This window comes from Sinorhizobium sp. 22678, assembly GCF_052044265.1.
Classification (GTDB): Bacteria; Pseudomonadota; Alphaproteobacteria; order Rhizobiales; family Rhizobiaceae; genus Sinorhizobium; species Sinorhizobium meliloti_A.
Map to the genome: position 1 here is coordinate 58,861 of NZ_JBQEMS010000004.1, position 22,318 is coordinate 81,178.

General features: G+C 63.8%; 22 protein-coding genes. 12 read left to right on the forward strand and 10 right to left on the reverse strand.

From position 1 onward, the window contains the following. Positions 1-60: 60 nt before the first annotated feature. The 5 genes from ACTJKL_RS07860 to ACTJKL_RS07880 all read right to left on the reverse strand — a co-directional run bounded on the left by ACTJKL_RS07860 (position 61) and on the right by ACTJKL_RS07880 (position 4,289). The gene (locus ACTJKL_RS07860) at positions 61-1,035 is read right to left on the reverse strand and encodes an adenosine deaminase (protein WP_440852633.1); all 975 of its coding nucleotides are present in this window, start codon (positions 1,033-1,035) and stop codon (positions 61-63) included. After that, a complete protein-coding gene (locus ACTJKL_RS07865; RefSeq protein ID WP_324762649.1) occupies positions 1,032-2,252 on the reverse strand; it encodes a phosphopentomutase in 1,221 nt (406 codons plus the stop codon). The genes ACTJKL_RS07860 and ACTJKL_RS07865 overlap by 4 nt, the downstream gene beginning before the upstream one ends. A 169-nt stretch (positions 2,253-2,421) precedes the next feature. Further along, positions 2,422-3,006 (reverse strand): TadE/TadG family type IV pilus assembly protein, encoded by a 585-nt coding sequence (locus ACTJKL_RS07870; RefSeq protein WP_127708777.1) that lies wholly within the window; start codon positions 3,004-3,006, stop codon positions 2,422-2,424. Between the two features lie 7 nt (positions 3,007-3,013). Next, positions 3,014-3,628 (reverse strand): TadE/TadG family type IV pilus assembly protein, encoded by a 615-nt coding sequence (locus ACTJKL_RS07875; RefSeq protein ID WP_018093768.1) that lies wholly within the window; start codon positions 3,626-3,628, stop codon positions 3,014-3,016. 244 nt (positions 3,629-3,872) lie between these two features. Continuing rightward, positions 3,873-4,289: a pilus assembly protein N-terminal domain-containing protein gene (locus tag ACTJKL_RS07880; protein WP_127708773.1), complete on the reverse strand. Its 417-nt coding sequence runs from the start codon at positions 4,287-4,289 to the stop codon at positions 3,873-3,875. A 251-nt stretch (positions 4,290-4,540) separates the two neighbouring features. On the opposite strand from ACTJKL_RS07880, the gene ACTJKL_RS07885 reads away from it, so the two are divergent. From ACTJKL_RS07885 to ACTJKL_RS07925, 9 genes are all read left to right on the forward strand, one after another. Then, positions 4,541-4,729: a Flp family type IVb pilin gene (locus tag ACTJKL_RS07885; protein WP_107607858.1), complete on the forward strand. Its 189-nt coding sequence runs from the start codon at positions 4,541-4,543 to the stop codon at positions 4,727-4,729. A gap of 109 nt (positions 4,730-4,838) precedes the next feature. After that, a complete protein-coding gene (locus ACTJKL_RS07890; protein WP_440852634.1) occupies positions 4,839-5,348 on the forward strand; it encodes an A24 family peptidase in 510 nt (169 codons plus the stop codon). A 114-nt stretch (positions 5,349-5,462) separates the two neighbouring features. Further along, positions 5,463-6,272 carry a Flp pilus assembly protein CpaB gene (gene cpaB / locus ACTJKL_RS07895; protein ID WP_440852635.1) on the forward strand — a complete coding sequence of 270 codons (810 nt, stop codon included), beginning with the start codon at positions 5,463-5,465 and terminating at the stop codon, positions 6,270-6,272. A 13-nt stretch (positions 6,273-6,285) separates the two neighbouring features. Next, the gene (locus ACTJKL_RS07900; RefSeq protein ID WP_440852636.1) at positions 6,286-7,821 is read left to right on the forward strand and encodes a type II and III secretion system protein family protein; all 1,536 of its coding nucleotides are present in this window, start codon (positions 6,286-6,288) and stop codon (positions 7,819-7,821) included. 55 nt (positions 7,822-7,876) lie between these two features. Continuing rightward, the gene (locus ACTJKL_RS07905) at positions 7,877-8,557 is read left to right on the forward strand and encodes a CpaD family pilus assembly protein (protein ID WP_440852637.1); all 681 of its coding nucleotides are present in this window, start codon (positions 7,877-7,879) and stop codon (positions 8,555-8,557) included. Positions 8,558-8,579: 22 nt separating this feature from the next. Then, the gene (locus ACTJKL_RS07910) at positions 8,580-9,866 is read left to right on the forward strand and encodes a CpaE/TadZ family protein (protein WP_440852638.1); all 1,287 of its coding nucleotides are present in this window, start codon (positions 8,580-8,582) and stop codon (positions 9,864-9,866) included. A 62-nt stretch (positions 9,867-9,928) separates the two neighbouring features. Next, positions 9,929-11,395, forward strand: a complete 1,467-nt coding sequence (locus ACTJKL_RS07915) for a TadA family conjugal transfer-associated ATPase (protein ID WP_198516599.1) — start codon at positions 9,929-9,931, stop codon at positions 11,393-11,395. A gap of 47 nt (positions 11,396-11,442) precedes the next feature. After that, positions 11,443-12,453, forward strand: coding sequence for a type II secretion system F family protein (locus ACTJKL_RS07920; RefSeq protein WP_100669915.1), 1,011 nt, complete (start codon positions 11,443-11,445; stop codon positions 12,451-12,453). Between the two features lie 7 nt (positions 12,454-12,460). Beyond that, positions 12,461-13,444, forward strand: a complete 984-nt coding sequence (locus ACTJKL_RS07925) for a type II secretion system F family protein (protein ID WP_440852639.1) — start codon at positions 12,461-12,463, stop codon at positions 13,442-13,444. 156 nt (positions 13,445-13,600) lie between these two features. Here the strand turns inward: ACTJKL_RS07925 and ACTJKL_RS07930 are convergent, their stop codons facing one another. Continuing rightward, entirely contained in the window at positions 13,601-14,425 is an 825-nt protein-coding gene (locus ACTJKL_RS07930; protein WP_440852640.1) for a tetratricopeptide repeat protein, read from the reverse strand. A 131-nt stretch (positions 14,426-14,556) separates the two neighbouring features. On the opposite strand from ACTJKL_RS07930, the gene ACTJKL_RS07935 reads away from it, so the two are divergent. The 3 genes from ACTJKL_RS07935 (at position 14,557) to ACTJKL_RS07945 (ending at position 17,244) form a co-directional block, all read left to right on the forward strand. After that, complete coding sequence (locus ACTJKL_RS07935; protein ID WP_440852641.1) at positions 14,557-15,948, forward strand: leucyl aminopeptidase family protein; 1,392 nt, start codon at positions 14,557-14,559, stop codon at positions 15,946-15,948. A gap of 88 nt (positions 15,949-16,036) precedes the next feature. Then, the gene (locus ACTJKL_RS07940; RefSeq protein WP_440852642.1) at positions 16,037-16,381 is read left to right on the forward strand and encodes a MarR family transcriptional regulator; all 345 of its coding nucleotides are present in this window, start codon (positions 16,037-16,039) and stop codon (positions 16,379-16,381) included. An 8-nt stretch (positions 16,382-16,389) separates the two neighbouring features. Next, positions 16,390-17,244 (forward strand): C40 family peptidase, encoded by an 855-nt coding sequence (locus ACTJKL_RS07945; protein ID WP_440852643.1) that lies wholly within the window; start codon positions 16,390-16,392, stop codon positions 17,242-17,244. Positions 17,245-17,435: 191 nt separating this feature from the next. Here ACTJKL_RS07945 and ACTJKL_RS07950 read toward each other — a convergent pair whose 3' ends face one another. Genes ACTJKL_RS07950 through ACTJKL_RS07965 form a run of 4 tightly spaced genes read right to left on the reverse strand, consistent with a single transcriptional unit; the run spans position 17,436 to position 22,258 of the window. Next, on the reverse strand, positions 17,436-18,395 hold the full coding sequence (locus tag ACTJKL_RS07950) for a 2-hydroxyacid dehydrogenase (protein WP_440852644.1): 960 nt from the start codon (positions 18,393-18,395) through the stop codon (positions 17,436-17,438). 10 nt (positions 18,396-18,405) lie between these two features. Further along, positions 18,406-20,034: an ABC transporter ATP-binding protein gene (locus ACTJKL_RS07955; protein WP_440852645.1), complete on the reverse strand. Its 1,629-nt coding sequence runs from the start codon at positions 20,032-20,034 to the stop codon at positions 18,406-18,408. A gap of 8 nt (positions 20,035-20,042) precedes the next feature. Beyond that, positions 20,043-21,176 carry an ABC transporter permease gene (locus ACTJKL_RS07960; RefSeq protein ID WP_324762660.1) on the reverse strand — a complete coding sequence of 378 codons (1,134 nt, stop codon included), beginning with the start codon at positions 21,174-21,176 and terminating at the stop codon, positions 20,043-20,045. Beyond that, positions 21,176-22,258, reverse strand: a complete 1,083-nt coding sequence (locus ACTJKL_RS07965; protein ID WP_018093787.1) for a microcin C ABC transporter permease YejB — start codon at positions 22,256-22,258, stop codon at positions 21,176-21,178. Before ACTJKL_RS07965 ends, ACTJKL_RS07960 begins: the two co-directional genes overlap by 1 nt. Between the last annotated feature and the right edge of the window lie 60 nt (positions 22,259-22,318).

Sequence of the window (22,318 nt, forward strand, 5' to 3'; positions counted from 1 at the left end):
GGGCGGGGGCCGCAAGAGTGTAGGTTGAAGTTGTGCAGCTCCGCCCGCTCATCCGCGCAACTAGACATGCAACGCGGCCAGCAACCTCTCCCGCGTCGGCTCGTCCACGAAGGCGGCTTCAATCGCGGTCTTCGTCATCCGGTCGATCTCGCTGTCGGAGAAGCCCATCGCGTGGAAGGCGATTTCGTATTCCTGCGCGAGCGACGTGTGGAAGAAGGGAGGATCGTCGGAATTGAGCGTCACGCGGACGCCGGCTTCGTAAAGCCGCCTAAGGGGATGCGCGGCAAAGTCCGGGAACACCTGAAGCGCGACATTCGAACCGGGACAGACTTCGAGCACGACGCCCTCGTCGGCAAGGCGCTTCACGAGATCGCCGTCCTCGATCGCCCTGACCCCGTGGCTGATCCGGGCCGGGCGGACATGGTCCAGCGCATCACGCACGCTGAAGGCGCCGGAAAGTTCGCCCGCGTGGATGGTGAGGCCGAGGCCGGCATCGCGGACGGTGTCGAAGGCGCGGGAGAATTCGGCGACGCTGTGCATGCGCTCCTCGCCGGCCAGATTGAAGCCGGTCACGAGCGGATGCCGGCGCATCGCTGCATATTCGGCGGTCCTGATGACGGAGTCGGGACCGAAATGGCGGATGCCGGTGATCAGCATGCGCGATTCGATGCCGGTCTTCGCCTTCGCCGCCTCCATGCCGGCGGCGAGGCCCTCGATATAGGCGTCGGCGCCGAGACCGATCGTTTCGCCGTGGTCGGGCGAGACGATGATTTCGCTGTAGATCGTGCCCGCTTCGGCGAGCTCCGTCAGATAGGTCTCGGCGAGAAGCGCATAATCGCCTTCGGTGCGAAACAGCGAGGCGATGGCGTCGTAGCACCTTACGAAGCTGGTGAAATCCTCCCAGACATAGGCCCTGTCGCGGATGATCGCGCTGGTGTCGACGCCGTATTTGCGGGCCTGCCTCAGCGCCAGTTCAGGCGGCGTCGCGCCCTCGATATGGCAATGCAGTTCGGCTTTCTTCAGATGAGCGGTCAAAGGAGGCTTCTCCCATGTGGGCCGGCGCCAATGCCGAGATGTCTTGCGACGGTTTCGCCGATATGGGCGAAGCTGTCGGCGATGCCGAAGGAGCGGCTGCGAAGCGTCGGGCCGAACATCAGCACCGGCACGCGCTCGCGCGTGTGGTCGGTGCCGCGCCAGGTCGGATCGCAGCCATGGTCGGCGGTCAGGATCACCATGTCGCCGGGTTTCAGCCGGCGGTCGAGATCGGGCAGGCGTGCATCGAAGGCTTCCAGCGCGGCGGCATAGCCGGGCACGTCGCGGCGATGGCCGTAGAGCATGTCGAAGTCGACGAAATTGGTGAAGACGAGCGCCCCGTCTTCGGCCTCTTCGATGGCTTCCAGACTGGCGTCGAAGAGGGCCATGTTGCCGTTGGCCTTGGTGAGCCTGGTCACACCCTGATGGGCGAAGATGTCGCCGATCTTGCCGATCGCGTGCACCGTGCGCCCGGCCTCCTGCAGTCGGTCGAGAACGGTCGGCTCGGGCGGCGGCACCGAATAGTCGCGACGGTTGCCCGTGCGCGTGAAGTTGCCCGGGTCGCTACCGACGAAGGGCCGTGCGATGACGCGGCCGATATTGTGGTCGTCGACGAGCCGGCGGACGACCTCGCAGAGGTTCAGCAGGCGCTCCAGCCCGAAGGTCTGTTCATGCGCGGCGATCTGGAAGACGGAATCGGACGAGGTGTAGCAGATCGGCTTGCCGCTCCGCATATGCTCTTCGCCGTGGCGGGCGATGATGTCGGTACCCGAAGCATGGCAATTGCCGAGAATGCCGGGCACATCGCCCTCGCGACAGATCGCTTCGACCAATTCGGGAGGGAAGGCGTCGCCTTCGGCCGGAAAATAGCCCCAGTCGAAGGTCACCGGCGTGCCGGCGATTTCCCAATGACCGGACGGCGTGTCCTTGCCGCGCGAGACTTCGCTTGCCGCGCCGTAGATCCCGTAGACGCGTTCCGGCAGCGCCATGCCGGCGGGCAGCCGCCCGGTCGCGAGCCGCGCCGCATGCATGAGGCCGAGCGCCGACATGTTGGGCAGATGAAGCGGCCCTTCCCGGAGACCTGTCCGGTCGGCCGCTCCCGCCGCGCAGAATTCCGCAATATGTCCGAGCGTATCGGCGCCGAGATCGCCGAAAGCCTCTGCGTCCGGCGCATTGCCGATGCCGAAGGAATCGAGGACGAAAAGGAACGCACGCGCCATGAAACACCCTGACTGATCCCGAGCGCGAGCGCGATAAGCGGCGAGCCGGTGCCATTAAGATTTTCGCGGCCGTCGCCGCACAATCCGGCAGAAATAGCGCGCCGCCTTGTCCATTGCAATTGATGCCTGCCGCCCAGGACCCACCCCGCGTGGGTGCCGGAGGGGGGCCTCAGCAATCGGTGCAGTTGATGGTCGTGCCGAAGCGCTGGCGGTAGTAGGAGGTCCGGGAGAGCGGGATCGTGCCGCCGGCGTCCGAGCCGAACAGGGAAATCTGATGGTTGACGACGAGTTCGGTGCGCACGACGAAGGCATTCACCGCGTCGAGCTCCGCCGGAACGCTGACCACGGAATTGACCGCATAGGGGACCGTCGCGCCGTCGCTCGCGTCCGACCAGCCCCGGGACCAGGCGACCTTGCCTTCAGTCGTGCCGTTCACCTGGATACCGGTGATCTTGAGGTCGTAGTCGGAGCCGTCATAGGGCACCAGCATGTTTTTCGCGACGTTGCGCATGTCGTCCAGAAAGGCCTTGTTCACCTGCTGCTCCTGGGTGACGATATCACTCACCGCACTCGAGGCCCGCCCGACCTTGCGCGCCACGGTGAAGCCGAGCGAAAGCTCGAAAGCGCCAACATAGGCCGCGATCAGAAGCGGCGCGACAATGGCGAATTCCACGGCCCCGGCGCCGCGCCGGTCCCGCAACAGTCCGTGGAAGACCCCCCACAGCTGCCGTTTGCATGCAGGAAGACGTTCCATGGCGGCCTCAATAGTTTTCGTTGCGGAAGGTGGCGGTCGAGACCATCAGATAGTCGCGCGGCATGCTGTCGCCGGCGGGTCTGAGCTTGGTCACCAGGGGACGAACGAGATCGGTGATCACGGTCCAGCGGTAATAGGCGCGCACCATGGTGTAGTCGTTCGGGCCGCCGGGTGCGAACGTAAAGCCGCTGGTGTCGAGATCGGAGCCGATCCGCGGCACGGCTTCCGGAAAGACACTGAGATCGGCGGGAAGCTTGCGGACGTCGAGATAGAGTTTCGAGGCTTGCGTCGCCTCGGTCGCCGAGCAGGTCATCATGATCGCGATTTCCTCGCAGAAGGCCTGGCGGAACTGGGTTTCTGTCGTGAAGCCGGGCTTGCCGGTATCGGTGGTGATTTCACCCGTGCGGATTTTCCGCGCCAGCGTATCGGTCGCATTGGCCAGCAATTGCTCCCCGGCAAAAGCGACGAATGTCTCGATCGAGGCGAAGACGACGATGAAGAAAGGCAGTGCAAGGATCGCGAATTCGATCGCCGTCGCACCTTTCCGGTCGCCGATGAAGCGCCGAAAAAGGGCGCGCGGGGAGGGAGCCCGGGGAGTGGATGCTTTCTCGTCGATCGACATCGCGCCGTTCCATCATGCCAACTGGTTGGCGCAAAATACACGGCGACTGTTGAAGATTCGTTTTCGAGGACCCGGAGAATTTTAGTGGTTCTGAAGCTGAGGGCGGAACGGCCCCTCATCCCGCTGCCGCGACCTTCTCCCCGCAAGCGGGGAGAAGGGACAGGCGGCTCGCTTTGCGGCTCAAGTCCCCTCTGTCCGCGCGCGGGGAGAGGGTTAGGGTGAGGGCAGGGCGAATTTCCCGGTCTCAATTGCCGCTCGAAGCGGAGGCCTGCCGTTCCGCACGCTCGCAATTGGGCGTGCAGGAGAGAACGGTGCGGACGGTCTGTTTATAGACGCGTACCGTGTTGCCCTCGTCGATCGATACCAGGATGCGCTCGTCGACCATGGCGTTGCCGTCCTGGTCGAGAATGACGAGATTGGTGGTGCCGAAATTGCGCCCGGTCAGCACGATGGTCTTCGCATCCGCCACGGTCGCGTCGGCAACCTCCGCATTGCCGATGATCACCTTGCTGACGGGCCGGTCGAGCTTCAGCACGCGGGCGTGGTCCATATAGACGCGCATCATTTCTTCAGCCGCGCGGGCGCCACCCGGTGCGGCGATCGCCAGAAGTGCAGTCGTTGCAAGCAGTGCGGCCCGTGGGGTCGCTGAGGGCGTGTTCATGGCGCGTCCTGACGGTCTATCTGCCACATCTTGGCGCCTTTTGGTGAATGAATGGTTACGCCGATGCGGCGCAATTTAAGGCATCCATTTTCCGCACATTTACCCAGGAAAAAGCGAGTTTCCTTTAACCTCACGGTAACCGGTTTCCTTAAGCGGAAAGCAATTAGCCCCCGCTAAATTCAGGGTATCCGATCAACGGCAACAGTTTGACGGACGTGCTGAACAACAAGTGAAGTTTGAGGAGAATAGTCATGAAGACCATTTTTGCACGCCTGATGAAGGACGAGTCCGGCGCAACCGCAATCGAATACGGCCTGATAGCAGCCCTGATCTCGGTGGCGTTGATCGGCGGCGCCTCAACGTTGGGGACACAGCTCGACCTTACGTTCGATGCCCTAGGTACCAAAATGACTGAGGCGCAAAAGGATTACACCAAGTAATCGTCGTGCCGGAATCGAGAGCCGGGAGCTACCTTTGCAAGGTGGCTCTCGGCGAAATTGTTGAGTTGTCGCAAGTTGGCGCTTGCAGGCGAGTTGTGGAGAGACTCCGGTGATCAATGTGGCCATCTTGGTAATCTTTCCGGTGTGCCTGGCATTTGCCGCCTTCTGCGACTTGTTCACGATGTCGATTCCAAATCGTATCTCGGTCATTCTGCTGGGCTCGTTCGTCGTGGTCGCCCCGCACGGACTTGATCTCACACAGATCCTTCTCCACTTTGCGGCTGGCGGGACGGTTTTTGCTGCCTGCTTCTGCCTTTTCGCGCTGAACGTCATGGGCGGTGGCGACGCAAAACTCCTGACAGCGAGTGCGATCTGGTTCGGCCTCAGCACTTCGCTCGTCGCCTTCCTATTGTACGTCTCCGTTATTGGCGGCCTGCTGACGCTCGTCGTCTTGTTTCTGCGTAGCAAAGAGAACCTGATCCTTGCCGCCCGCATCCCGGTTCCGCATCGGCTGCTAACCTCGAAGAAAATTCCCTATGGCGTTGCCATTGCGCTCGGTGGACTCGCGGCTTACCCGTCCTCGCCGCTCATGCAGGCCGCATTCGCGCAACTCGCCTGAGTTCCGATGCATGACGTTTTCCGTTAACCATCTGCATAAGCATTCTATTAACCATAATTACACCAATTCCTGATCAACCTGATCCCGGGCAATTCTTGGGAGTTTGGGGCGATCATGAGACCGGTGCGCATTATCATTCTGGCGGTGGCCGTCGGCTCGGCTGCCTTGGCCGGGCTGCTGGCGATGAAGCTCACCCGCGCGCCCGCCCCGCAGACGGCGGAACCCGTCATCGAGCAGGCGCCGACCATCAACGTGCTGGTCGCCGGCAAGAGCCTGCCGGTCGGCTCCCGTCTCGGCGCCGATTCCATCCATTGGAAGGCCTGGCCGAAGGATGGTGTCGCCGAGGGAATGATAACGGAGGAAAACCGTCCCGCCGCCGTCGAAGATCTCGCCGGCGCCGTCGTCCGCCTGCCGATCTTCACCGGCGAGCCGGTCCGCCAGGAAAAGATCGCCGACGCATCGAACCGGATCATGTCGTCGCTGCTGCCCGCCGGAAAGCGCGCCGTCGCCACGGAAATCACGGTTGCGACCGGGGCGGGCGGCTTCATCCTGCCGAACGATCGTGTCGACGTGATCATGGTGCGCAAGTCCGACGGCGATCTCTATCTGACCGAAACGGTGCTGAGCAATGTCCGCGTGCTGGCGATCGACCAGCAGATCGAGGAGAAGGAAGACGGCTCCAAAGCGGTCGTCGGTACGACCGCGACGCTGGAACTGACGCCGGATCAATCGAAGGTCATGACCGTGGCGCAGCAGATGGCGGACCGCATCTCGCTGGCTCTGCGCAGCGTCGCCGACGCGCAGGAGCCGGATACCACGGCTGCCGACTACCTTCTCAACGGCGACGGCCGGCCGAGCATTCAGGTCATCAAGTCGGGCTCCATCGTCAAGGGCGACGGTGTGGCCCTCCAGAACCAGAAGTGAGGCGGGGCGCAAGGTGAAACCGATCGCAAAAAAGTTTCGGGCGTCTGTCGCAGCCGGCCTTTCCTTCTGCCTGACCTTTTCGGGCATGGCGCTGCCGACTCTCCCGACCGCCGAGGCCGCCTCCTCCTCGGTGGTGAGGATCGTCGATAGCGGCCCCGGCGCCCGCAAGACCATCAATCTCGGTCTCAACAAGGCGGTCGTCGTGGACCTGCCGAGCGACGCCCACGACATCCTCGTCGCCGATCCCTCGCTCGCCGATGCGATCACCCGCACCTCGCGCCGCATCTATCTCTTCGGCAAGTCCGTCGGCCAGACGAACATCTTCGTCTTCGGCCCGGGCGGCGAGGAGATCGTCAGCCTGGAGGTCGCCGTAGAGCGCGACGTCGCCGGTCTCGAATCCAATTTGCGTCGCTTCATTCCCGATGCGGATATCAATGTCGAAATCATTTCGGACAACGTGGTGCTGACAGGCACGGTGCGCACGCCGCTCGACTCGACCAGGGCCGTCGATCTCGCACGCGCTTTCCTGAAGGGTGGCGAGGCGACCACGCGCAACATCACCGCGCAGGGCAATAACGGCGATGCCGATATCTTCGCCGAGGACCGGCAGAACTCGCAGATCGTCAATCTGCTGACGATCGAGGGCGACGACCAGGTGACGCTGAAGGTGACCGTGGCCGAGGTCAGCCGGCAGGTGCTGAAGCAGCTCGGCTTCAACGGCCGTGTCTCCGACGGCGAAAGCGGTATCAGCTTCCGTAATCCGGCCAATCTGGGCGACGCCATTTCCCTCGGCACCAACGCTCTGATCAAGGGTTCGATCGGCGGGACAACCATTTCGAGCTATATCAATGCAATGGAACAGGCCGGCGTGATGCGCACGCTCGCCGAGCCGAGCCTCACGGCGATCTCCGGCCAGGAAGCGAAATTCTATGTCGGCGGCGAGTTCCGGCTTACCGGCATGCAGGAAGTGGGCACAGACGCCGACACCGGCGAAACGACTGTCACGCGCGAGGTCAACGATGTCGAATACGGCATCAGGCTGAACTTCAAGCCGGTCGTTCTCGGCCCCGGCCGCATCAGCCTGCAGATCGAGACCGATGTCTCGGAGCCGACCTATGAGGGTTCGGTCGTCACCGGCAATGGTACGGTCAACGTTCCCGGCAATACCTTTCTCGGCATCCGCCGGCGCGAGGCCTCGACCAGCGTCGAACTGCCGTCCGGCGGCTCGATCGTGATCGCCGGCCTCGTCCAGGACAATATCCGCCAGGCGATGTCGGGCCTGCCCGCCGCATCGAAGATCCCGATCCTCGGCACGCTCTTCCGCAGCAAGGATTTCCAGCGCAGCGAGACGGAACTCGTCATCATCGCCACGCCCTACCTCGTCCGGCCGGTTGCCCGCAGCGCGATCTCGCGCCCGGACGACAACTTCAATCCGGCGAACGATCTCGAAAGCTTTTTCCTCGGCCGCGTCAACCGGATCTATGGACGCCCCGAGGCTCAGCCGCCGGCCGGCCGCTATCACGGCAATGTCGGCTTCATCTACAAATAGGCCGGCCATGAAGAAGCGAAGAGCAGCTCGAAACAGTCCCGAAAGGCAGCCTCCGATGGCCCTGAACCGCTTTCCGTATCGCCTGGCCCTGGGGGCGCTCGTCGGCCTGCTGCTGGCTGGCTGCGCCAACAAGGACAGGCTCGCGACCGGTGCTCTTCCGGACGATTACCGCACTCGCCACCCGATCGTGCTGACCGAGGGCGAGCGGACGATCGACATTCCCGTCGCCTCGGGCGACACGCGGCTCACCCAGGGGACCCGCGACGTCATCCGCGGCTTTGCCGCCGAATATCGGAATGCGTCGAGCGGCGTCATCCAGATCATGCTGCCGCGCGGATCGGTGAACGGCCATGCCGCGCAGATCGTCCGCAAGGATATTCGTCGCGTGCTGGCGGCGGGCGGCGTGTCACCGAAGAAGATGATCGAAACCACCTATGACGCCTCCGTGACGGGCGACGCCGCACCGATCCGCCTGAGCTATGTCGCGATAACTGCGCAGACCGCACCCTGCGGTGCGTGGCCGGAAGATCTGGCGCTGAATACGCTGGAAAACCGCAACTACTACAATTTCGGCTGCACCACCCAGTCCAATCTCGCCGCTCAGATCGCCAATCCGACGGATCTCGTCGGCCCGCGCCAGATGTCGCCGATCGACGCCGAGCAGCGGGGCCAGGTGATCGACAGCTGGCGCGGGACGGAAAAGGGCGACGGCGGAACCACGATCGTCTTCAACTGAAACGGGCCTTCAAGGAAAAGCGATGAACGCGATTGAATACACGATCGAAAGCGGCGCTGCCGGCGATTGGCCCCCGGACGGGTCGCGCCCCGGCGACCTCGAGCAGCTCCGGCCCCTGCCGCGCATCTCGATCCACGCCTTCTGCGAAAGCGAAGCGGTGCAGCGGCTCATGGAGCGTTGCGGCCAGGACCGCCGTATGGCGAAGGTCAGCCTTCGCATCACCGGTGGCGGCATCGCCGCCGCCGCGACCACTTTTACCAGCGTCTCAACGCCCAATCTGATCATTCTCGAAACCGCGGCCGAGACCGGCTCGCTGCTTTCGGAGCTGGCGCCGCTCGCGGAGGTCTGCGATCCGAGCACCAAGGTCATCGTCATCGGTCGCCATAACGACATCGCTCTCTATCGCGAGCTGATCCGCAACGGCATTTCCGAATATATGGTCGCACCGGTCGGGATGGCGGATATGCTGAGCGCCGTCTCGGCGATCTTCGTGGATCCGGAGGCGGAGCCGCTCGGACGCAGCCTTGCCTTCATCGGCGCGAAGGGCGGCTGCGGCTCGTCGGTCATCGCCCATAATTGCGCCTGGGGCATTTCCAATCTTTTCTCGACCGAGACGATCCTTGCCGATCTCGATCTGCCCTACGGAACCGCCAATATCGACTTCGACCAGGACCCCCCGCAGGGGATCGCCGAGGCCGTATTCGCACCGGATCGGCTGGACGAGGTCTTTCTCGACCGGCTCCTGACCAGATGCTCCGATCATCTGTCGCTGCTCGCCGCCCCCTCCATGCTCGACCGCGCCTATGACTTCGAGACGGGTGCGTTTCAGCCGATCCTGGAAGTCCTGCAGCGCAGCGCGCCCGTATCCGTTCTGGACCTGCCGCATGGCTGGACCGACTGGACCCGCTCTGTGCTTTCCGCGGCCGACGAGGTGGTCATCACCGCCGCCCCGGACCTGGCAAGCCTCAGAAACGCGAAGAACCTGCTCGATGCCTTGAAGAAGTTGAGGCCGAACGACAAGGCACCGCATCTCGTGCTCAACCAGGTGGGCGTGCCCAAGCGTCCGGAGATCGCTCCCGATGAGTTCTGCGCGTCGCTGGAGATCGAAGCCGCAGCGATCATTCCGTTCGATGCGGTCCTCTTCGGCAATGCCTCCAACAGCGGACGCATGATCGCGGAGATCGACCGGAAGTCGCCGGCCGCCGAGACCTTCTCGCAGCTGTCCCACCTCTTGACCGGGCGCACCACCGTCAAGAAGGCCAGACGGGGCGGCCTCGGCAAGGTTCTGGCGAAGCTCGGCAGGCGGTAGCGGACTATTTCCGATCCCGCACCCGAAGGGGCGGGGATCGATGAAGCAACTGGAATGAAGTGATGTTTGGCAAACGCGGAAATGAAGGTTCTGGCAAGGGTGGTGCGCGCGGCTTCTCGCCTGCGCCGCCGATGCCCGCCGTCCAGCTGGTACCGGTGGAGCGTGCCGCCGCGCCCGTTCTCGGCGAAACGATCGCTGCGCCATCCCGCCCGCAAGCGGCGGCGCCGCCTCCGCGGCGCCGAGCGCCGAGGGCGGAAGATTATTACGACACGAAATCGCAGGTCTTCTCCGCGCTGATCGATACGATCGATCTGTCGCAGCTCTCCAAGCTCGATATCGAGAGCGCCCGCGAGGAAATCCGCGACATCGTCAACGATATCATCACCATCAAGAACTTCGCGATGTCGATTTCGGAGCAGGAGGAACTGCTCGACGACATCTGCAACGACGTGCTCGGCTACGGACCGCTGGAACCATTGCTCGCGCGCGACGACATCGCCGACATAATGGTCAACGGCGCCGGGCAAACCTTCATCGAAGTGGGCGGCAAGGTCGAGGAATCGGAGATCCGGTTCCGCGACAACGGGCAACTGCTGTCGATCTGCCAGCGCATCGTCAGCCAGGTAGGCCGCCGCGTCGACGAATCGAGCCCGATCTGCGATGCGCGTCTGCCGGACGGGTCACGCGTCAACGTCATCGCGCCGCCGCTCGCGATCGACGGTACGGCGCTCACCATCCGCAAGTTCAAGAAGGACAAGCTGACGCTGGAGCAGCTGGTGCGCTTCGGATCGATCACGCCCGAGGCCGCCGTCCTGCTGCAGATCATCGGCCGCGTCCGCTGCAACATCGTCATTTCCGGCGGCACCGGCTCCGGAAAGACGACGCTGCTCAACTGCCTGACGCGCTATATCGACAGCACCGAGCGGATCATTACCTGCGAGGATTCGGCCGAATTGCAACTGCAGCAGCCGCATGTCGTCCGGCTCGAGACGCGCCCGCCGAACATCGAGGGCGAGGGCGAGATCACCATGCGCGACCTCGTGAAGAACTGCCTGCGCATGCGCCCGGAGCGCATCATCGTCGGTGAAGTGCGCGGCCCGGAAGTCTTCGACCTGTTGCAGGCGATGAACACCGGCCATGACGGTTCGATGGGAACGATCCACGCAAATACCCCGCGCGAATGCCTGAGCCGCATGGAATCGATGATCGCCATGGGCGGCTATACCCTGCCGGCCAGGACCGTTCGCGAGATCATCTCCGGCTCGGTGGACGTGATCATCCAGGCCTCGCGCCTGCGGGACGGATCGCGCCGGATCACCCACATCACCGAAGTCACCGGCATGGAAGGCGACGTGATCATCACCCAGGACCTGATGCGCTACGAGATCGACGGGGAGGACGCCAATGGCCGCATCGTCGGCCGCCATGTCTCCACCGGCATCGGCCGGCCGCATTTCTGGGACCGGGCCCGTTACTTCAACGAGGACAAGCGGCTCGCTGCGACCCTCGACGCGATGGAAAAGCAATAGGCGAACGGCTGTAGTCCCGCCGCTCCGAGTAAAGGACAGACCGAGCGATGTTCGGCATAGACATCACCGTCCTGGGACTGGCCGGCCTCGTCGCCCTGGCGGCGGCAGCACTCGCCTATGGCGTGCTCTATCCCCGTATCGAGACCGAGAAAAAGGCGGAGGGCCGCCTGCGCCGGGTCAGCGCCTCGGAGACGGACCGCACCAAGATCAAGGCGGCGCGCGACCGCGTCAACGAGATGTCGAAGCGTCGCAAATCCGTTCAGGATTCGCTGAAGGACCTCGAGAAGAAGCAGCAGGAAAAATCCGCCAATGCGGCGCCTTCGATGAAGAAGCGTCTGCTGCAGGCCGGTCTTTCGATATCGATCGCGCAGTTCTATCTGTTCAGTGCGCTTTTCGGGTTGTTCGCCTTCCTTGTCGTCCTCCTGGGAGGGGCCGGACTGATCATTGCCGCAGGCGTCGGCCTGATAGGCGCGGCCGGCCTGCCGCGGTGGATCGTCGGCTCCATGGTCAAACGCCGTTGCAGAAAGTTTCTCGACGAGTTTCCGAATTCGCTCGATGTCATGGTCCGGTCGATCAAGTCGGGGCTGCCGCTGAACGACGCCTTGCGGCTGATCGCGAGCGACGGGCAGGAGCCGGTCAGGACCGAATTCCGCCGTGTCGTCGAATCCCAGCAGGTGGGTCTCAACGTTCCCGAAGCCTGCGCCCGCATGATTCACAGCATCCCGCTGCCGGAAGTGAACTTCTTCGCGATCGTCATCGCCATTCAGGCGCAGGCGGGCGGCAATCTGTCCGAGGCGCTCGGTAATCTCTCCAAGGTCCTGCGCGAACGCAGGAAGATGAAGGCGAAGGTCAGCGCGCTGTCGATGGAGGCCAAGGCGTCCGCCTGCATCATCGGCGCGCTGCCCTTCATCGTCGCAACCCTCGTCTATCTGACTTCGCCGGACTACATGATGATTCTCTTCACCGACCCGCGCGGCCACATCATCATGGGCGCTTCCGCCGTTTGGATGAGCATCGGCATCTGGGTGATGCGCAACATGATCAACTTCGACATCTGAGGATCCCGTGGCCGGCTGGATAGAGACGCTTACCGATCTGAACATCCTCGTCGCGGCGCTCGTCTCGGTGGCCGTGCTCGCCACGTTCTATTCGCTCGTGGCGCCCTTGCTCGAGCGGGGAGACCTCGCGAAGCGGATGAAGTCGGTCGCCACCGAACGGGAGCAGATTCGCGCCCGCGAGCGCGCCCGGCTCAATGCCGAGGCGACCACCGGCAGGGCAAGCCTCAGGGCACAGCACAACACCTCGGTCCGGGAGATCGTCGAGCGGCTGAACCTCAGGAAGGCTCTGGTGGACGACAACACCGTCAACCGCCTGAAGACGGCCGGCTATCGCTCGCAGAACGCGCTCAACACCTTCCTCTTCGCCCGCTTCTGCTTGCCGTTCCTGTTTCTGACCGTTGCGGTTCTCTATATTTTCGTGCTCGGAAATTTCGCCGACAAGCCGATCATGGTCAGGGTGTCCTTCGCCATCGGATTCGCCTATGTCGGCTTCTACGCGCCGAACATCTTCATCGCCAATGCGATTTCCAAGCGCCAGCAGTCGATTCGCCGCGCCTGGCCGGATGCGCTCGATCTCCTGCTCATCTGCGTCGAGTCCGGCGTCTCGATGGAACTCGCCATGCGCCGCGTCGCCGACGAGATAGCCGTGCAGTCGCAGCCGCTGGCGGAGGAACTGGTGCTGACGACCGCGGAACTCTCCTTCCTTCCCGAAAGGCGCATCGCGCTCGAAAATCTCGGCCTGCGCACGGGGCTCGATGAGGTGAAATCGGTGACGCAGGCGCTGATCCAGGCCGACCGCTACGGCACGCCCGTCGCTCAGGCGCTGCGCGTTCTGGCGCAGGAGAGCCGCGACCAGCGCATGACCGCCGCCGAGAAAAAGGCGGCCGCACTGCCGCCGAAGCTGACGGTGCCGATGATCCTGTTCTTCCTGCCGGTCCTCGTCGCCGTCATCCTCGGCCCCGCCGGGATACAGGTGGCGGACAAGTTTTAGGATGGAAAGGCAAAGGTGGTCTACCCGCCGGGGGCGGGAGAAGGGACTGGAGAGGGCGGCATATCCCTTCTCCCCGCCTGCGGGGAGAAGGTCGCGGCAGCGGGATGAGGGGCGCGTGCCGCCACCCTGGCGGGCGGCGGTGCCGGCCGGTCACCTTCAATCCGCCTTCACCGCATCCGCCTTTGCCAGCTGCTTCCACGCGCCCTGCTGAGACAGCATGGAGCGAAGATAGGCGACATTGGCCTCCGCCTGCTCGGCTGTCAGTTCCTGGCGGGCGATGGCTTCCGCTTCCTGGAAGCGGCCCTGCAGGCCGACGGCAAGCGCGAGGTTCTGGCGCACGCTGCTGCCGGCATCCGGTTGGCTCGCCGCGGATTTGAGGTAGGTCTCGGCCGTCCGCAGATCCTTCGAGAGCAGATAGGACATGCCCAGATTGGAAAGGACCGAGGGCTCGTTGGGCTTGAGGTCCAGAGCCTCGCGATAGCGCAGCCGTGCCTCGGCGGAACGGCCGAGCTGGTCGAGGATGGCGCCTTCCGCGGATTTCAGCTTCCAGTCGGGCCGGTCCGGCGTCTGGGCACGGCCGATCGTTGCGAGCGCCTGTTCCAGCTGACCCGCTGCGGCCTGGGCCTTGCCGTAGGCTCCGAGCACTTCGCGATCCGCCGGATGGTAGATCGCCACCTGTTGCATGACGGCAAGCGCCTGTTCGTTGCGGCCCGTCATGCGCAGGAGATTGGCGTAGTTGAGCCCGGCCTCCCGGTCCTTCGGATTGCGCTCATAGGCCTTGCCGATGCGTTCGGCGGCGGCAGCGAGTTCGGTCGCGTTCATCGACTGCACCGGCCTCGTGAGCTTCGGGATCGATCCGGTCGTCAGCTCCTTCCTGCCCTGTTGTCCGGCGCAGGCGGAGAGCGACAGCGCCACCATCGCAACGGCAACCCCCGTTGCGAGGCGGCACAGGGATAAGGAAAAAGTATCTTGCATCGTCATCGAAGCCCCAGCCATCCAGTCCTGCACCGGAACTCCAGACAAAAGCGGCGCAACTTTCACTCCAGCAATAATCTGTTAACCCTAACGGAGCGTTAATCGCACCTGTTCGCATCCGCCAGTCGAGGATTCCAATGGCTCCCTATCAGTTCATCGAGCGGCCATCGCCGTTCAACACCAGCAACGGCAAGACGCTGCCGATCTTTGCGGTGACGCCCGCGCATATAGAGACGGGGAGCATCGATCCGATCGCGCTCGATTGGGCGAAGAAAGCCGGCTTCAAGGCGGAATCCGGCGCGGTGCTGCTCATCCCCTCGGCCGATGGTCATCTCGGAGGCGCGCTGTTCGGGCTCGGCGCCAACCCGTCAGACACGCCCTTCCTGACCGGCAAGCTCGCCCGGGCGCTCCCGGCCGGCAAATGGCACATCGAAACGGCGCCGCTCACCGCCAATCGGCTGGCTCTCGGCTACGGCCTCGGGTCCTACCGTTTCGAGCGCTACAAACCGTCGAAGACGGACGCGCCGACACTGCTCATTCCGGCCGATTCGGATGCGACCGATATCAAGCGGCAGCTCGCCGGCGTGTTCCTGGCGCGCGACCTGATCAACACGCCGACCAACGATATGGGACCGGAAGCGCTGGAAGGCGCGTTCCGGGCGCTGGCCGCCCATTACAAGGCCGACGTCTCGGTGATTTCCGGCGAAGCCCTGTTGACCGAGAACTTCCCGCTCGTCCACACGGTCGGCCGCGCCAGCGCCGAAGCGCCGCGGCTGCTTGAAATGCGCTGGGGCAGGAAGGGCCACCGGCAGGTGACGCTCGTCGGCAAAGGCGTCTGCTTCGACACCGGCGGGCTGGACATCAAACCGGCGTCCTCGATGCTGCTCATGAAGAAGGACATGGGCGGCGCTGCGAACGTCATGGGCCTTGCGCTGATGATCATGGATGCAAAGCTCAAGGTGGATCTGCGCGTGATCATTCCCGTGGTCGAGAATTCGATCTCGGCGAATGCCTTCCGTCCCGGCGACATCTACAAGAGCCGCAAGGGTATGACCGTGCAGATCGACAACACCGACGCGGAGGGACGGCTGATCCTCGCCGATGCTCTCGCCTATGCGGACGAGGAGAAGACGGACCTCGTCATCGACATGGCGACCCTGACGGGCGCCGCCCGCGTGGCGCTGGGGCCGGACCTGCCGCCTTTCTTCACCGACGACGATGACCTCGCCCATGATCTTGCCGAAGCGAGCCTGACCGTGGACGATCCGGTCTGGCGGATGCCGCTCTACAGGGGCTATGACAAGGATGTTTCCGCCCGCATCGCCGATCTCACCAACGCCCCCTCGGGCGGCATGGCCGGCTCGATCACGGCGGCGCTGTTCCTCAAGCGTTTCGTGACGAACGCGAAAAGCTGGGTCCATTTCGACATCTTCGGCTGGGCCCAGTCCGAGCGCCCGCATTCGCCGATCGGCGGTGAAGCTCAGGCGATCCGGGCGCTTTACCATCACATCGGCAGGATAGCGGGGTAGCTATTCGCGCAATCGAGCCGCAAAAGAAACGCTTGCGTAACGATCGCCGGCTATGCTCCCGGACAGGTGATCCACGCAGGAGTTTCCTTTGCCGGTCGAACTTACCCCTTCTCAGGCGCTGGGGCTCTGGCATGCCGTGTTGCTCGAACAGGTGCGCGTCGACAGCCGCGATCTGACCTTGCGCCAGATGGCGATCCTGTTACAGATTTATCTCGTGCCGCCGCCCCATACGGTGCGCGGCCTCGCCGCGGCGCTCGGGGTGACGAAGCCGGTGATCACGCGCGCGCTCGACACCATGGGTGCGCTCGGCCTCGTCGACCGGATCCGCGACGAGCGCGACAGGCGCAACGTCATCATCAAGCGCACCGTCGAGGGCGCGCTTTATCTTGAAAAGTTCGGCGATCTGATCATCTATCAGGGCCGGAAAATGTGAGCTTATCCATGTCCGAGGTCCTCGACCGCCGCCTGAATGCCTACCGCGAGGATCTCGCGGAGGAACGCCTGCGCGGCATGGTCGAGGCAAAGCGCTTCGTGGAAGGCACGCCGGCGGCCCTATCCGTGCCGGTGACGCCGCTGCGGGCGCGGCCGGAGGCCGGCTGCGGTACCGATACGGAGCTTCTCTATGGCGAGACGGTGCGCGTGCTCGACGTTGCCAACGGATGGGCGTGGGTGAAGTCCGATCTCGACGGCTATGTCGGCTACGTACCGGAGGATGTCGTGCAGCCCCCGCAAGCGCCGGCGACGCACCTCGTGGCGGTGCCGAGGACGTTCGTCTATCGCGGCGCGGATCTGCGCTTTCCCCAGGCCTTTGCCCTTTCCATGGGAAGCCGGATCGCCGTCGCCGGTGAGGCCGAGACGCGCGGCACGCGCTATTTTCTGCTGGATGGCGGGCTGGCGATCGTCGCCGATCACTGCATCCCCGCAACCGGCGCGCTTACGGATGATTATGTCGCAATCGCGACCCGCTTTCTCGAAACGCCCTATCTCTGGGGCGGCCGCTCCGGCTTCGGCATAGACTGTTCCGGCCTCGTGCAACTCGCAATGCAGATGGCGGGGCGCAATGCGCCGCGCGATTCCGACATGCAGGCCAGCGGACTCGGCCGCCTCATCGAGCGCGAAGATCTCACGCGCGGCGACCTCGTCTTCTGGAAGGGCCATGTGGCGATCATGGAAGACGAGAAGACCCTGGTGCATGCCAACGGACACACGATGACGGTGGCGCGCGAAGGTCTCGAAGACGCCATCCGGCGCATCGCGTGGCTCTATGCGCAGCCGACGGGATACCGGCGGCCCTGATTCCCGGATCGTCCGGCTTTCTTGAGCCGCGGCCGCCCCTCATCCGCCTGCCGGCACCTTCTCCCCGCAGGCGGGGAGAAGGGAATCGCGGATTCGCCTTCGCACCATCTCCACGCAGGCCGTGGCGCACGTCCACTCTCCCCGCATGCGGGGAGTGTTAGGGTGAGGGGCTGTCGCTGCGCGCCGCGCAATCAATAGCCGGCTACCTTATCCACCACATGCTCGAGGGGCAGCCCGCGCTCGAAGCGCGCGATCTGGTGCTCCACATGCACAAAGAGCGCCCTCACGTCGGACGAAGCGGCGACATGCGGCGTCACATAGACATCCGGCATGTCCCAGAAGCGGCTTTCCGGGGAGAGCGGCTCCTGTTCGAAGACGTCGAGCGATGCGCCTCCGAGAACACCGGAATCGAGGCAGTCCAGAATGTCGGCCTCGACCTGACTGCCGCCACGGCCGGCATTGATGAAAACGGGCGCTCCGAACGGCCCGTTCCGGCTGAGCTTGGCGAAGAGGGCGGCGTTGAAGATACCCCTGGTATCCGGCGTCAGCGGCAGCAGGCCGACGAGAAAATCCGTCCTGCCGAGAAATGCGTCCAGTCCGGCGGCGTCGTAGGTCTCTACACCCTCGACCACCCGTTTGCTTCGCGACCAGCCGATCACCTTGAAGCCCATCACGGCGAGCTTGCGGGCGGAGTCCTGGCCAAGCACGCCCATGCCCATGATGCCGACCGTCACCTCGGCTGCTTCCGGCTGGCTGAGGTCGCGCCATTCGTGCTTTTTCGCCAGCGCCTCGTAGGCGCGGTGCTGGCGAAGATGCAGGAGGCACTGCATCACCACCCACTCGCTCATCCGCGTCGTCAGCGACCGGTCGACGAAGCGCACCAGCGGCACGTCGGGCAGGTCCGGCAGCGTCAGCACGTGGTCGACGCCGGCGCCGCCGGAAAAGACCACCTTGAGGTCGGGTGCGCGCGAGAAGAGGTCCGGCGCGGATTTCCAGACCACCGCATAGTCGATGCCGGAGAGGTCGCGCCCCTGATGCGCCGGGTCGGCGAGATCGATCACCTCGCGGCCGGGAAAGGCGCCCGCAAGGGCGGCTTCGACCTCCTCGGGGATGAATTTCAGGTCGACGATTACGGGGCTTCTGGCGGACATGGACGCAACTCTACTGATGAATGGCGGCGAGATTGACCGCTTCGAGGTTGAAGGCGGCGGCCATCAGCGCCTTGGTATAATCTTCCGCCGGCGCCTCGAAGATGCGCTCGGCGGGTCCCTGTTCAACGACCTTGCCGAGCCGCATGACGATCACTTCGTTCGCGAGCGCGCGCACGACCCTGAGGTCATGGCTGATGAAGAGATAGGCGAGATTGTGCTTGCGCTGGAGATCGCGCAGGAGATCGACCACCTGGGCCTGCACGCTCATGTCGAGGGCGGAGGTCGGCTCGTCGAGCATGACGAACTGAGGTTTCAGCACCATCGCCCGGGCGATCGCGATGCGCTGGCGCTGGCCGCCGGAAAATTCGTGCGGATAGCGCCAGCGCGTCGCGGGATCGAGGCCGACCTCTTCCAATGCTGCGGCGACGCGCTGATCGCGCTCGCCGTCCGTCAGCGCCTTCTCGTGGATCTTCAAACCCTCGCCGATAATATCGGCGATCGACATGCGCGGGCTCAGCGATCCGTAAGGGTCCTGAAACACCACCTGCATCCGGTTTCTGAGCGGCCGCATCTCGCGGAAACTGTAGGCGTCGATGCCTTCCCCGACGAAGGCGATGCGGCCCTTGGACGAGATCAGTCGCGTCAGCGCAAGGCCAAGCGTCGTCTTGCCGGAACCGGACTCGCCGACCACGCCCAGCGTCTGGCCGGCGCGGAGCGTCAGGTCGATGCCGTCCACCGCCTTGACGTGGTCGACCACCCGGCGCAGGAAGCCCGCCTTGATGGGAAACCAGACTTTCATGTCCTTGGCTTCGATCACGATCGGCCTGGAGGCGTCCGAGGGGGGCGGTTCGCCCCGCGGTTCGGAGGCAAGCAGGTGGCGGGTATAGGCGTGCTGCGGATTGGCGAAGATCTCGGCGGTCGGTCCGGTCTCGACGATCTTGCCCTTGGTCATGACGCAGACCCGATCGGCGATCTTGCGGACGATGCCGAGGTCGTGGGTGATGAACAGCATGGACATGCCGTGCTCGTCCTTGAGCGACTTCAAAAGCTCGAGGATCTGCGCCTGCACCGTGACGTCGAGCGCCGTCGTCGGCTCGTCGGCGATCAAGAGCTCCGGCCGGTTGGCGAGAGCCATGGCTATCATCACGCGCTGGCGCTGGCCGCCCGAAAGCTGATGCGGGTAGGCGCCGAGCCGCTTCTCCGCTTCGCGAATGCCGACCTGCTCGAGGAGCTCCAGCGTTCTCGCGCGGGCGGCCGCACCCTTGAGTTGCTGATGGATATCCAGGATTTCGCCGATCTGCTGCTCGATCGTGTGCAGCGGATTGAGCGATGTCATCGGCTCCTGAAAGATCATGGTGACGTCGTTGCCGCGGACATGCCTGAGCTCGTCGTCGCTCGCCTTCAGGAGATCCTTCCCGTTGAAGAGGATTTCGCCGCTCGGATGGCTTGCGGCGGGGTAGGGCAGGAGCTTCAGGATCGAGTTGGCGGAGACGGATTTGCCCGAGCCGGACTCTCCGACCAGCGCCACGGTCTCGCCGCGCCTGATGTCGAAGGAGATGCGGTCGACAGCAAGCGAGGTTTCGCCGCCCTGGTGGAAGGCGACGGAGAGGTCGCGCACGGAAAGGAGGGTATCTGTCATCGTCGCGCTCACCGGAACGTCTTTCTCGGGTCGAAGGCGTCGCGCGTCGCCTCGCCGACGAAGATCAAAAGCGACAGCATGATCGACATGGCGAAGAAGGCGGTCAGACCCAGCCAGGGCGCCTGCAGGTTGGACTTGCCCTGCGCGATCATCTCGCCGAGCGACGGGGAACCCGGAGGCATGCCGAAGCCGAGAAAGTCGAGCGAGGTGAGCGTGGTGATCGAGCCCGAAAGAATGAAGGGCAGGAAGGTGAGCGTCGCCACCATCGCGTTCGGCAGCAGGTGACGGTACATGATGGTGCCGTTGCCGACGCCGAGCGCGCGCGCCGCGTTGACATATTCGAAATTGCGGGCGCGCAGGAATTCGGCCCTGACGACGCCGACGAAACCGACCCAGGAAAAGAGCAGCATGATGCCGAGCAGGATGAAGAAGCCCGGCGGCAGGATGGCGGCGATGATGAGCAGGATGTAGAGCACCGGCATCGACGACCAGATCTCGATGAAGCGCTGCATGAGCAGATCGGTCCAGCCGCCGAAATAACCCTGCACGGCACCGGCCGAAACCCCGATCACCGCCGAGGCGATGGTCAGCGCGAGACCGAATAGGACCGAGATGCGAAAACCGTAGATCATCCGCGCCATCACGTCGCGGGCCTGGTCGTCGGTGCCGAGCCAGTTCAGGTTGCCGGCTATGCATCCGGGGTCGTCGACCCCTTGCGGATAGGCGGAGCAGCGCTCTTCTTCGCTCATCAGCCAGAAAGGGGGCGTCGGCGCCGAATGGGGGATGCTGGAGTTGACCGTCTGGTAGGAATAGCGGATCGGCGGCCAGACCATCCAGCCGTTCGCCTCGATCTCGTCGCGGACGAAATCGGACCGATAGTCGGTCTCGGCGAGGAAGCCGCCGAATTTCTCTTCCGGATAATCGATCAGCACCGGAACCAGGATCTCGCCCTTGTAGGAGGCGAGGATCGGCTTGTCGTTGGCGATGAATTCCGCAAACAGGCTGAGGCCGAAGAGGAGAAGGAAGAGCCAGAGAGACCAGTAGCCGCGGCGGTTGGCCTTGAAATTCTGCCAGCGGCGGCGCCCGATCGGCGTGAGCCAGCCCTTTTCCGGCGCGCCGGCATAGGCGGTAGCGGTGCTCATCAGACGTCCCTCCGCTCGAAATCGATGCGTGGGTCGACCCAGGTGTAGATGAGGTCCGAGACGAGGCTGACGACAAGGCCCATCAGCGAATAGATGAAGAGGGTCGCGAAGACGATGGGATAGTCGCGTTTGACGACCGCGTCATAGCCGAGCCGCCCCAGCCCATCGAGCGAGAATATGTATTCGATGAGCAGCGACCCGGTGAAGAAGGCGGAGATGAAGGCACCGGGAAAGCCCGCAATGATGATCAGCATCGCATTGCGGAACACATGGCCGTAGAGAACGCGCCGCTCGGTCAGGCCCTTGGCCCGCGCCGTCGTCACATATTGTTTCTTGATCTCGTCGATGAAGGAATTCTTGGTGAGCAGCGTCGTGGTCGCGAAGGCGGAAAGCAGAAGCGTGATCAGCGGCAGCGTCATGTGCCAGAAATAATCGAGGATCTTCTCGTACCAGGGAAGCTGGTCGAAATTGTCGGAGACGAGGCCGCGCAGGGGGAACCAGTCGAAGAAGGATCCGCCCGCAAAAAGCACGATCAGGAGAATGCCGAAGAGGAAACTCGGCACCGCATAGCCGACGATGATGACCCCGGAGGTCCAGACGTCGAAGGTGGATCCGTCGGAGACCGCCTTCTTGATGCCGAGCGGGATCGAGATCGCATAGGAAAAGATCAGGATCCAGACCCCGAGCGAGATCGAAACCGGCATTTTCTGGATGATGAGGTCGATGACCGGCGTATTGCGGAAGAAGCTCTCGCCGAAGTCGAAGCGGATATAATCCCACATCATCGTGACGAAGCGCTCGAGCGGCGGCTTGTCGAAGCCGAACTGCTTTTCGAGCTTGGCGATGAAATCGGGATCGAGCCCTTGCGCCCCGCGATACTGCCCGCCGTCGCCGCCGCCGATAGGCATGAGGTCGCCGGCATTGCCGGAAAGCCTGTCGGAGCCGGCCGCGTTGGTGAGGTCGGAGATCACCTGCTCCACCGGCCCGCCCGGCGCGAACTGCACCACGGCGAAGGAGATGGCCATGATGCCGACGATCGTCGGGATCATCAGCAGGAGCCGGCGCAGGATATAGGCACCCATCAGGCGAACCTCTGGATCGACGAATTGCTGGCGAAGCAGACCGGCGCAGCGTCGACTGGA

What these genes read in the sequence shown, in the direction of transcription:
- ACTJKL_RS07865 (WP_324762649.1), bottom strand. Translation starts at nt 2,252, where the DNA reads ATGGCGCGTGCGTTCCTTTTCGTCCTCGATTCCTTCGGCATCGGCAAT.
- ACTJKL_RS07870 (WP_127708777.1), bottom strand. Translation starts at nt 3,006, where the DNA reads ATGGAACGTCTTCCTGCATGCAAACGGCAGCTGTGGGGGGTCTTCCAC.
- ACTJKL_RS07875 (WP_018093768.1), bottom strand. Translation starts at nt 3,628, where the DNA reads ATGTCGATCGACGAGAAAGCATCCACTCCCCGGGCTCCCTCCCCGCGC.
- ACTJKL_RS07880 (WP_127708773.1), bottom strand. Translation starts at nt 4,289, where the DNA reads ATGAACACGCCCTCAGCGACCCCACGGGCCGCACTGCTTGCAACGACT.
- ACTJKL_RS07885 (WP_107607858.1), top strand. Translation starts at nt 4,541, where the DNA reads ATGAAGACCATTTTTGCACGCCTGATGAAGGACGAGTCCGGCGCAACC.
- cpaB (WP_440852635.1), top strand. Translation starts at nt 5,463, where the DNA reads ATGAGACCGGTGCGCATTATCATTCTGGCGGTGGCCGTCGGCTCGGCT.
- ACTJKL_RS07905 (WP_440852637.1), top strand. Translation starts at nt 7,877, where the DNA reads ATGGCCCTGAACCGCTTTCCGTATCGCCTGGCCCTGGGGGCGCTCGTC.
- ACTJKL_RS07910 (WP_440852638.1), top strand. Translation starts at nt 8,580, where the DNA reads ATGAACGCGATTGAATACACGATCGAAAGCGGCGCTGCCGGCGATTGG.
- ACTJKL_RS07915 (WP_198516599.1), top strand. Translation starts at nt 9,929, where the DNA reads ATGTTTGGCAAACGCGGAAATGAAGGTTCTGGCAAGGGTGGTGCGCGC.
- ACTJKL_RS07920 (WP_100669915.1), top strand. Translation starts at nt 11,443, where the DNA reads ATGTTCGGCATAGACATCACCGTCCTGGGACTGGCCGGCCTCGTCGCC.
- ACTJKL_RS07930 (WP_440852640.1), bottom strand. Translation starts at nt 14,425, where the DNA reads ATGACGATGCAAGATACTTTTTCCTTATCCCTGTGCCGCCTCGCAACG.
- ACTJKL_RS07935 (WP_440852641.1), top strand. Translation starts at nt 14,557, where the DNA reads ATGGCTCCCTATCAGTTCATCGAGCGGCCATCGCCGTTCAACACCAGC.
- ACTJKL_RS07945 (WP_440852643.1), top strand. Translation starts at nt 16,390, where the DNA reads ATGTCCGAGGTCCTCGACCGCCGCCTGAATGCCTACCGCGAGGATCTC.
- ACTJKL_RS07950 (WP_440852644.1), bottom strand. Translation starts at nt 18,395, where the DNA reads ATGTCCGCCAGAAGCCCCGTAATCGTCGACCTGAAATTCATCCCCGAG.
- ACTJKL_RS07955 (WP_440852645.1), bottom strand. Translation starts at nt 20,034, where the DNA reads ATGACAGATACCCTCCTTTCCGTGCGCGACCTCTCCGTCGCCTTCCAC.
- ACTJKL_RS07960 (WP_324762660.1), bottom strand. Translation starts at nt 21,176, where the DNA reads ATGAGCACCGCTACCGCCTATGCCGGCGCGCCGGAAAAGGGCTGGCTC.
- ACTJKL_RS07965 (WP_018093787.1), bottom strand. Translation starts at nt 22,258, where the DNA reads ATGGGTGCCTATATCCTGCGCCGGCTCCTGCTGATGATCCCGACGATC.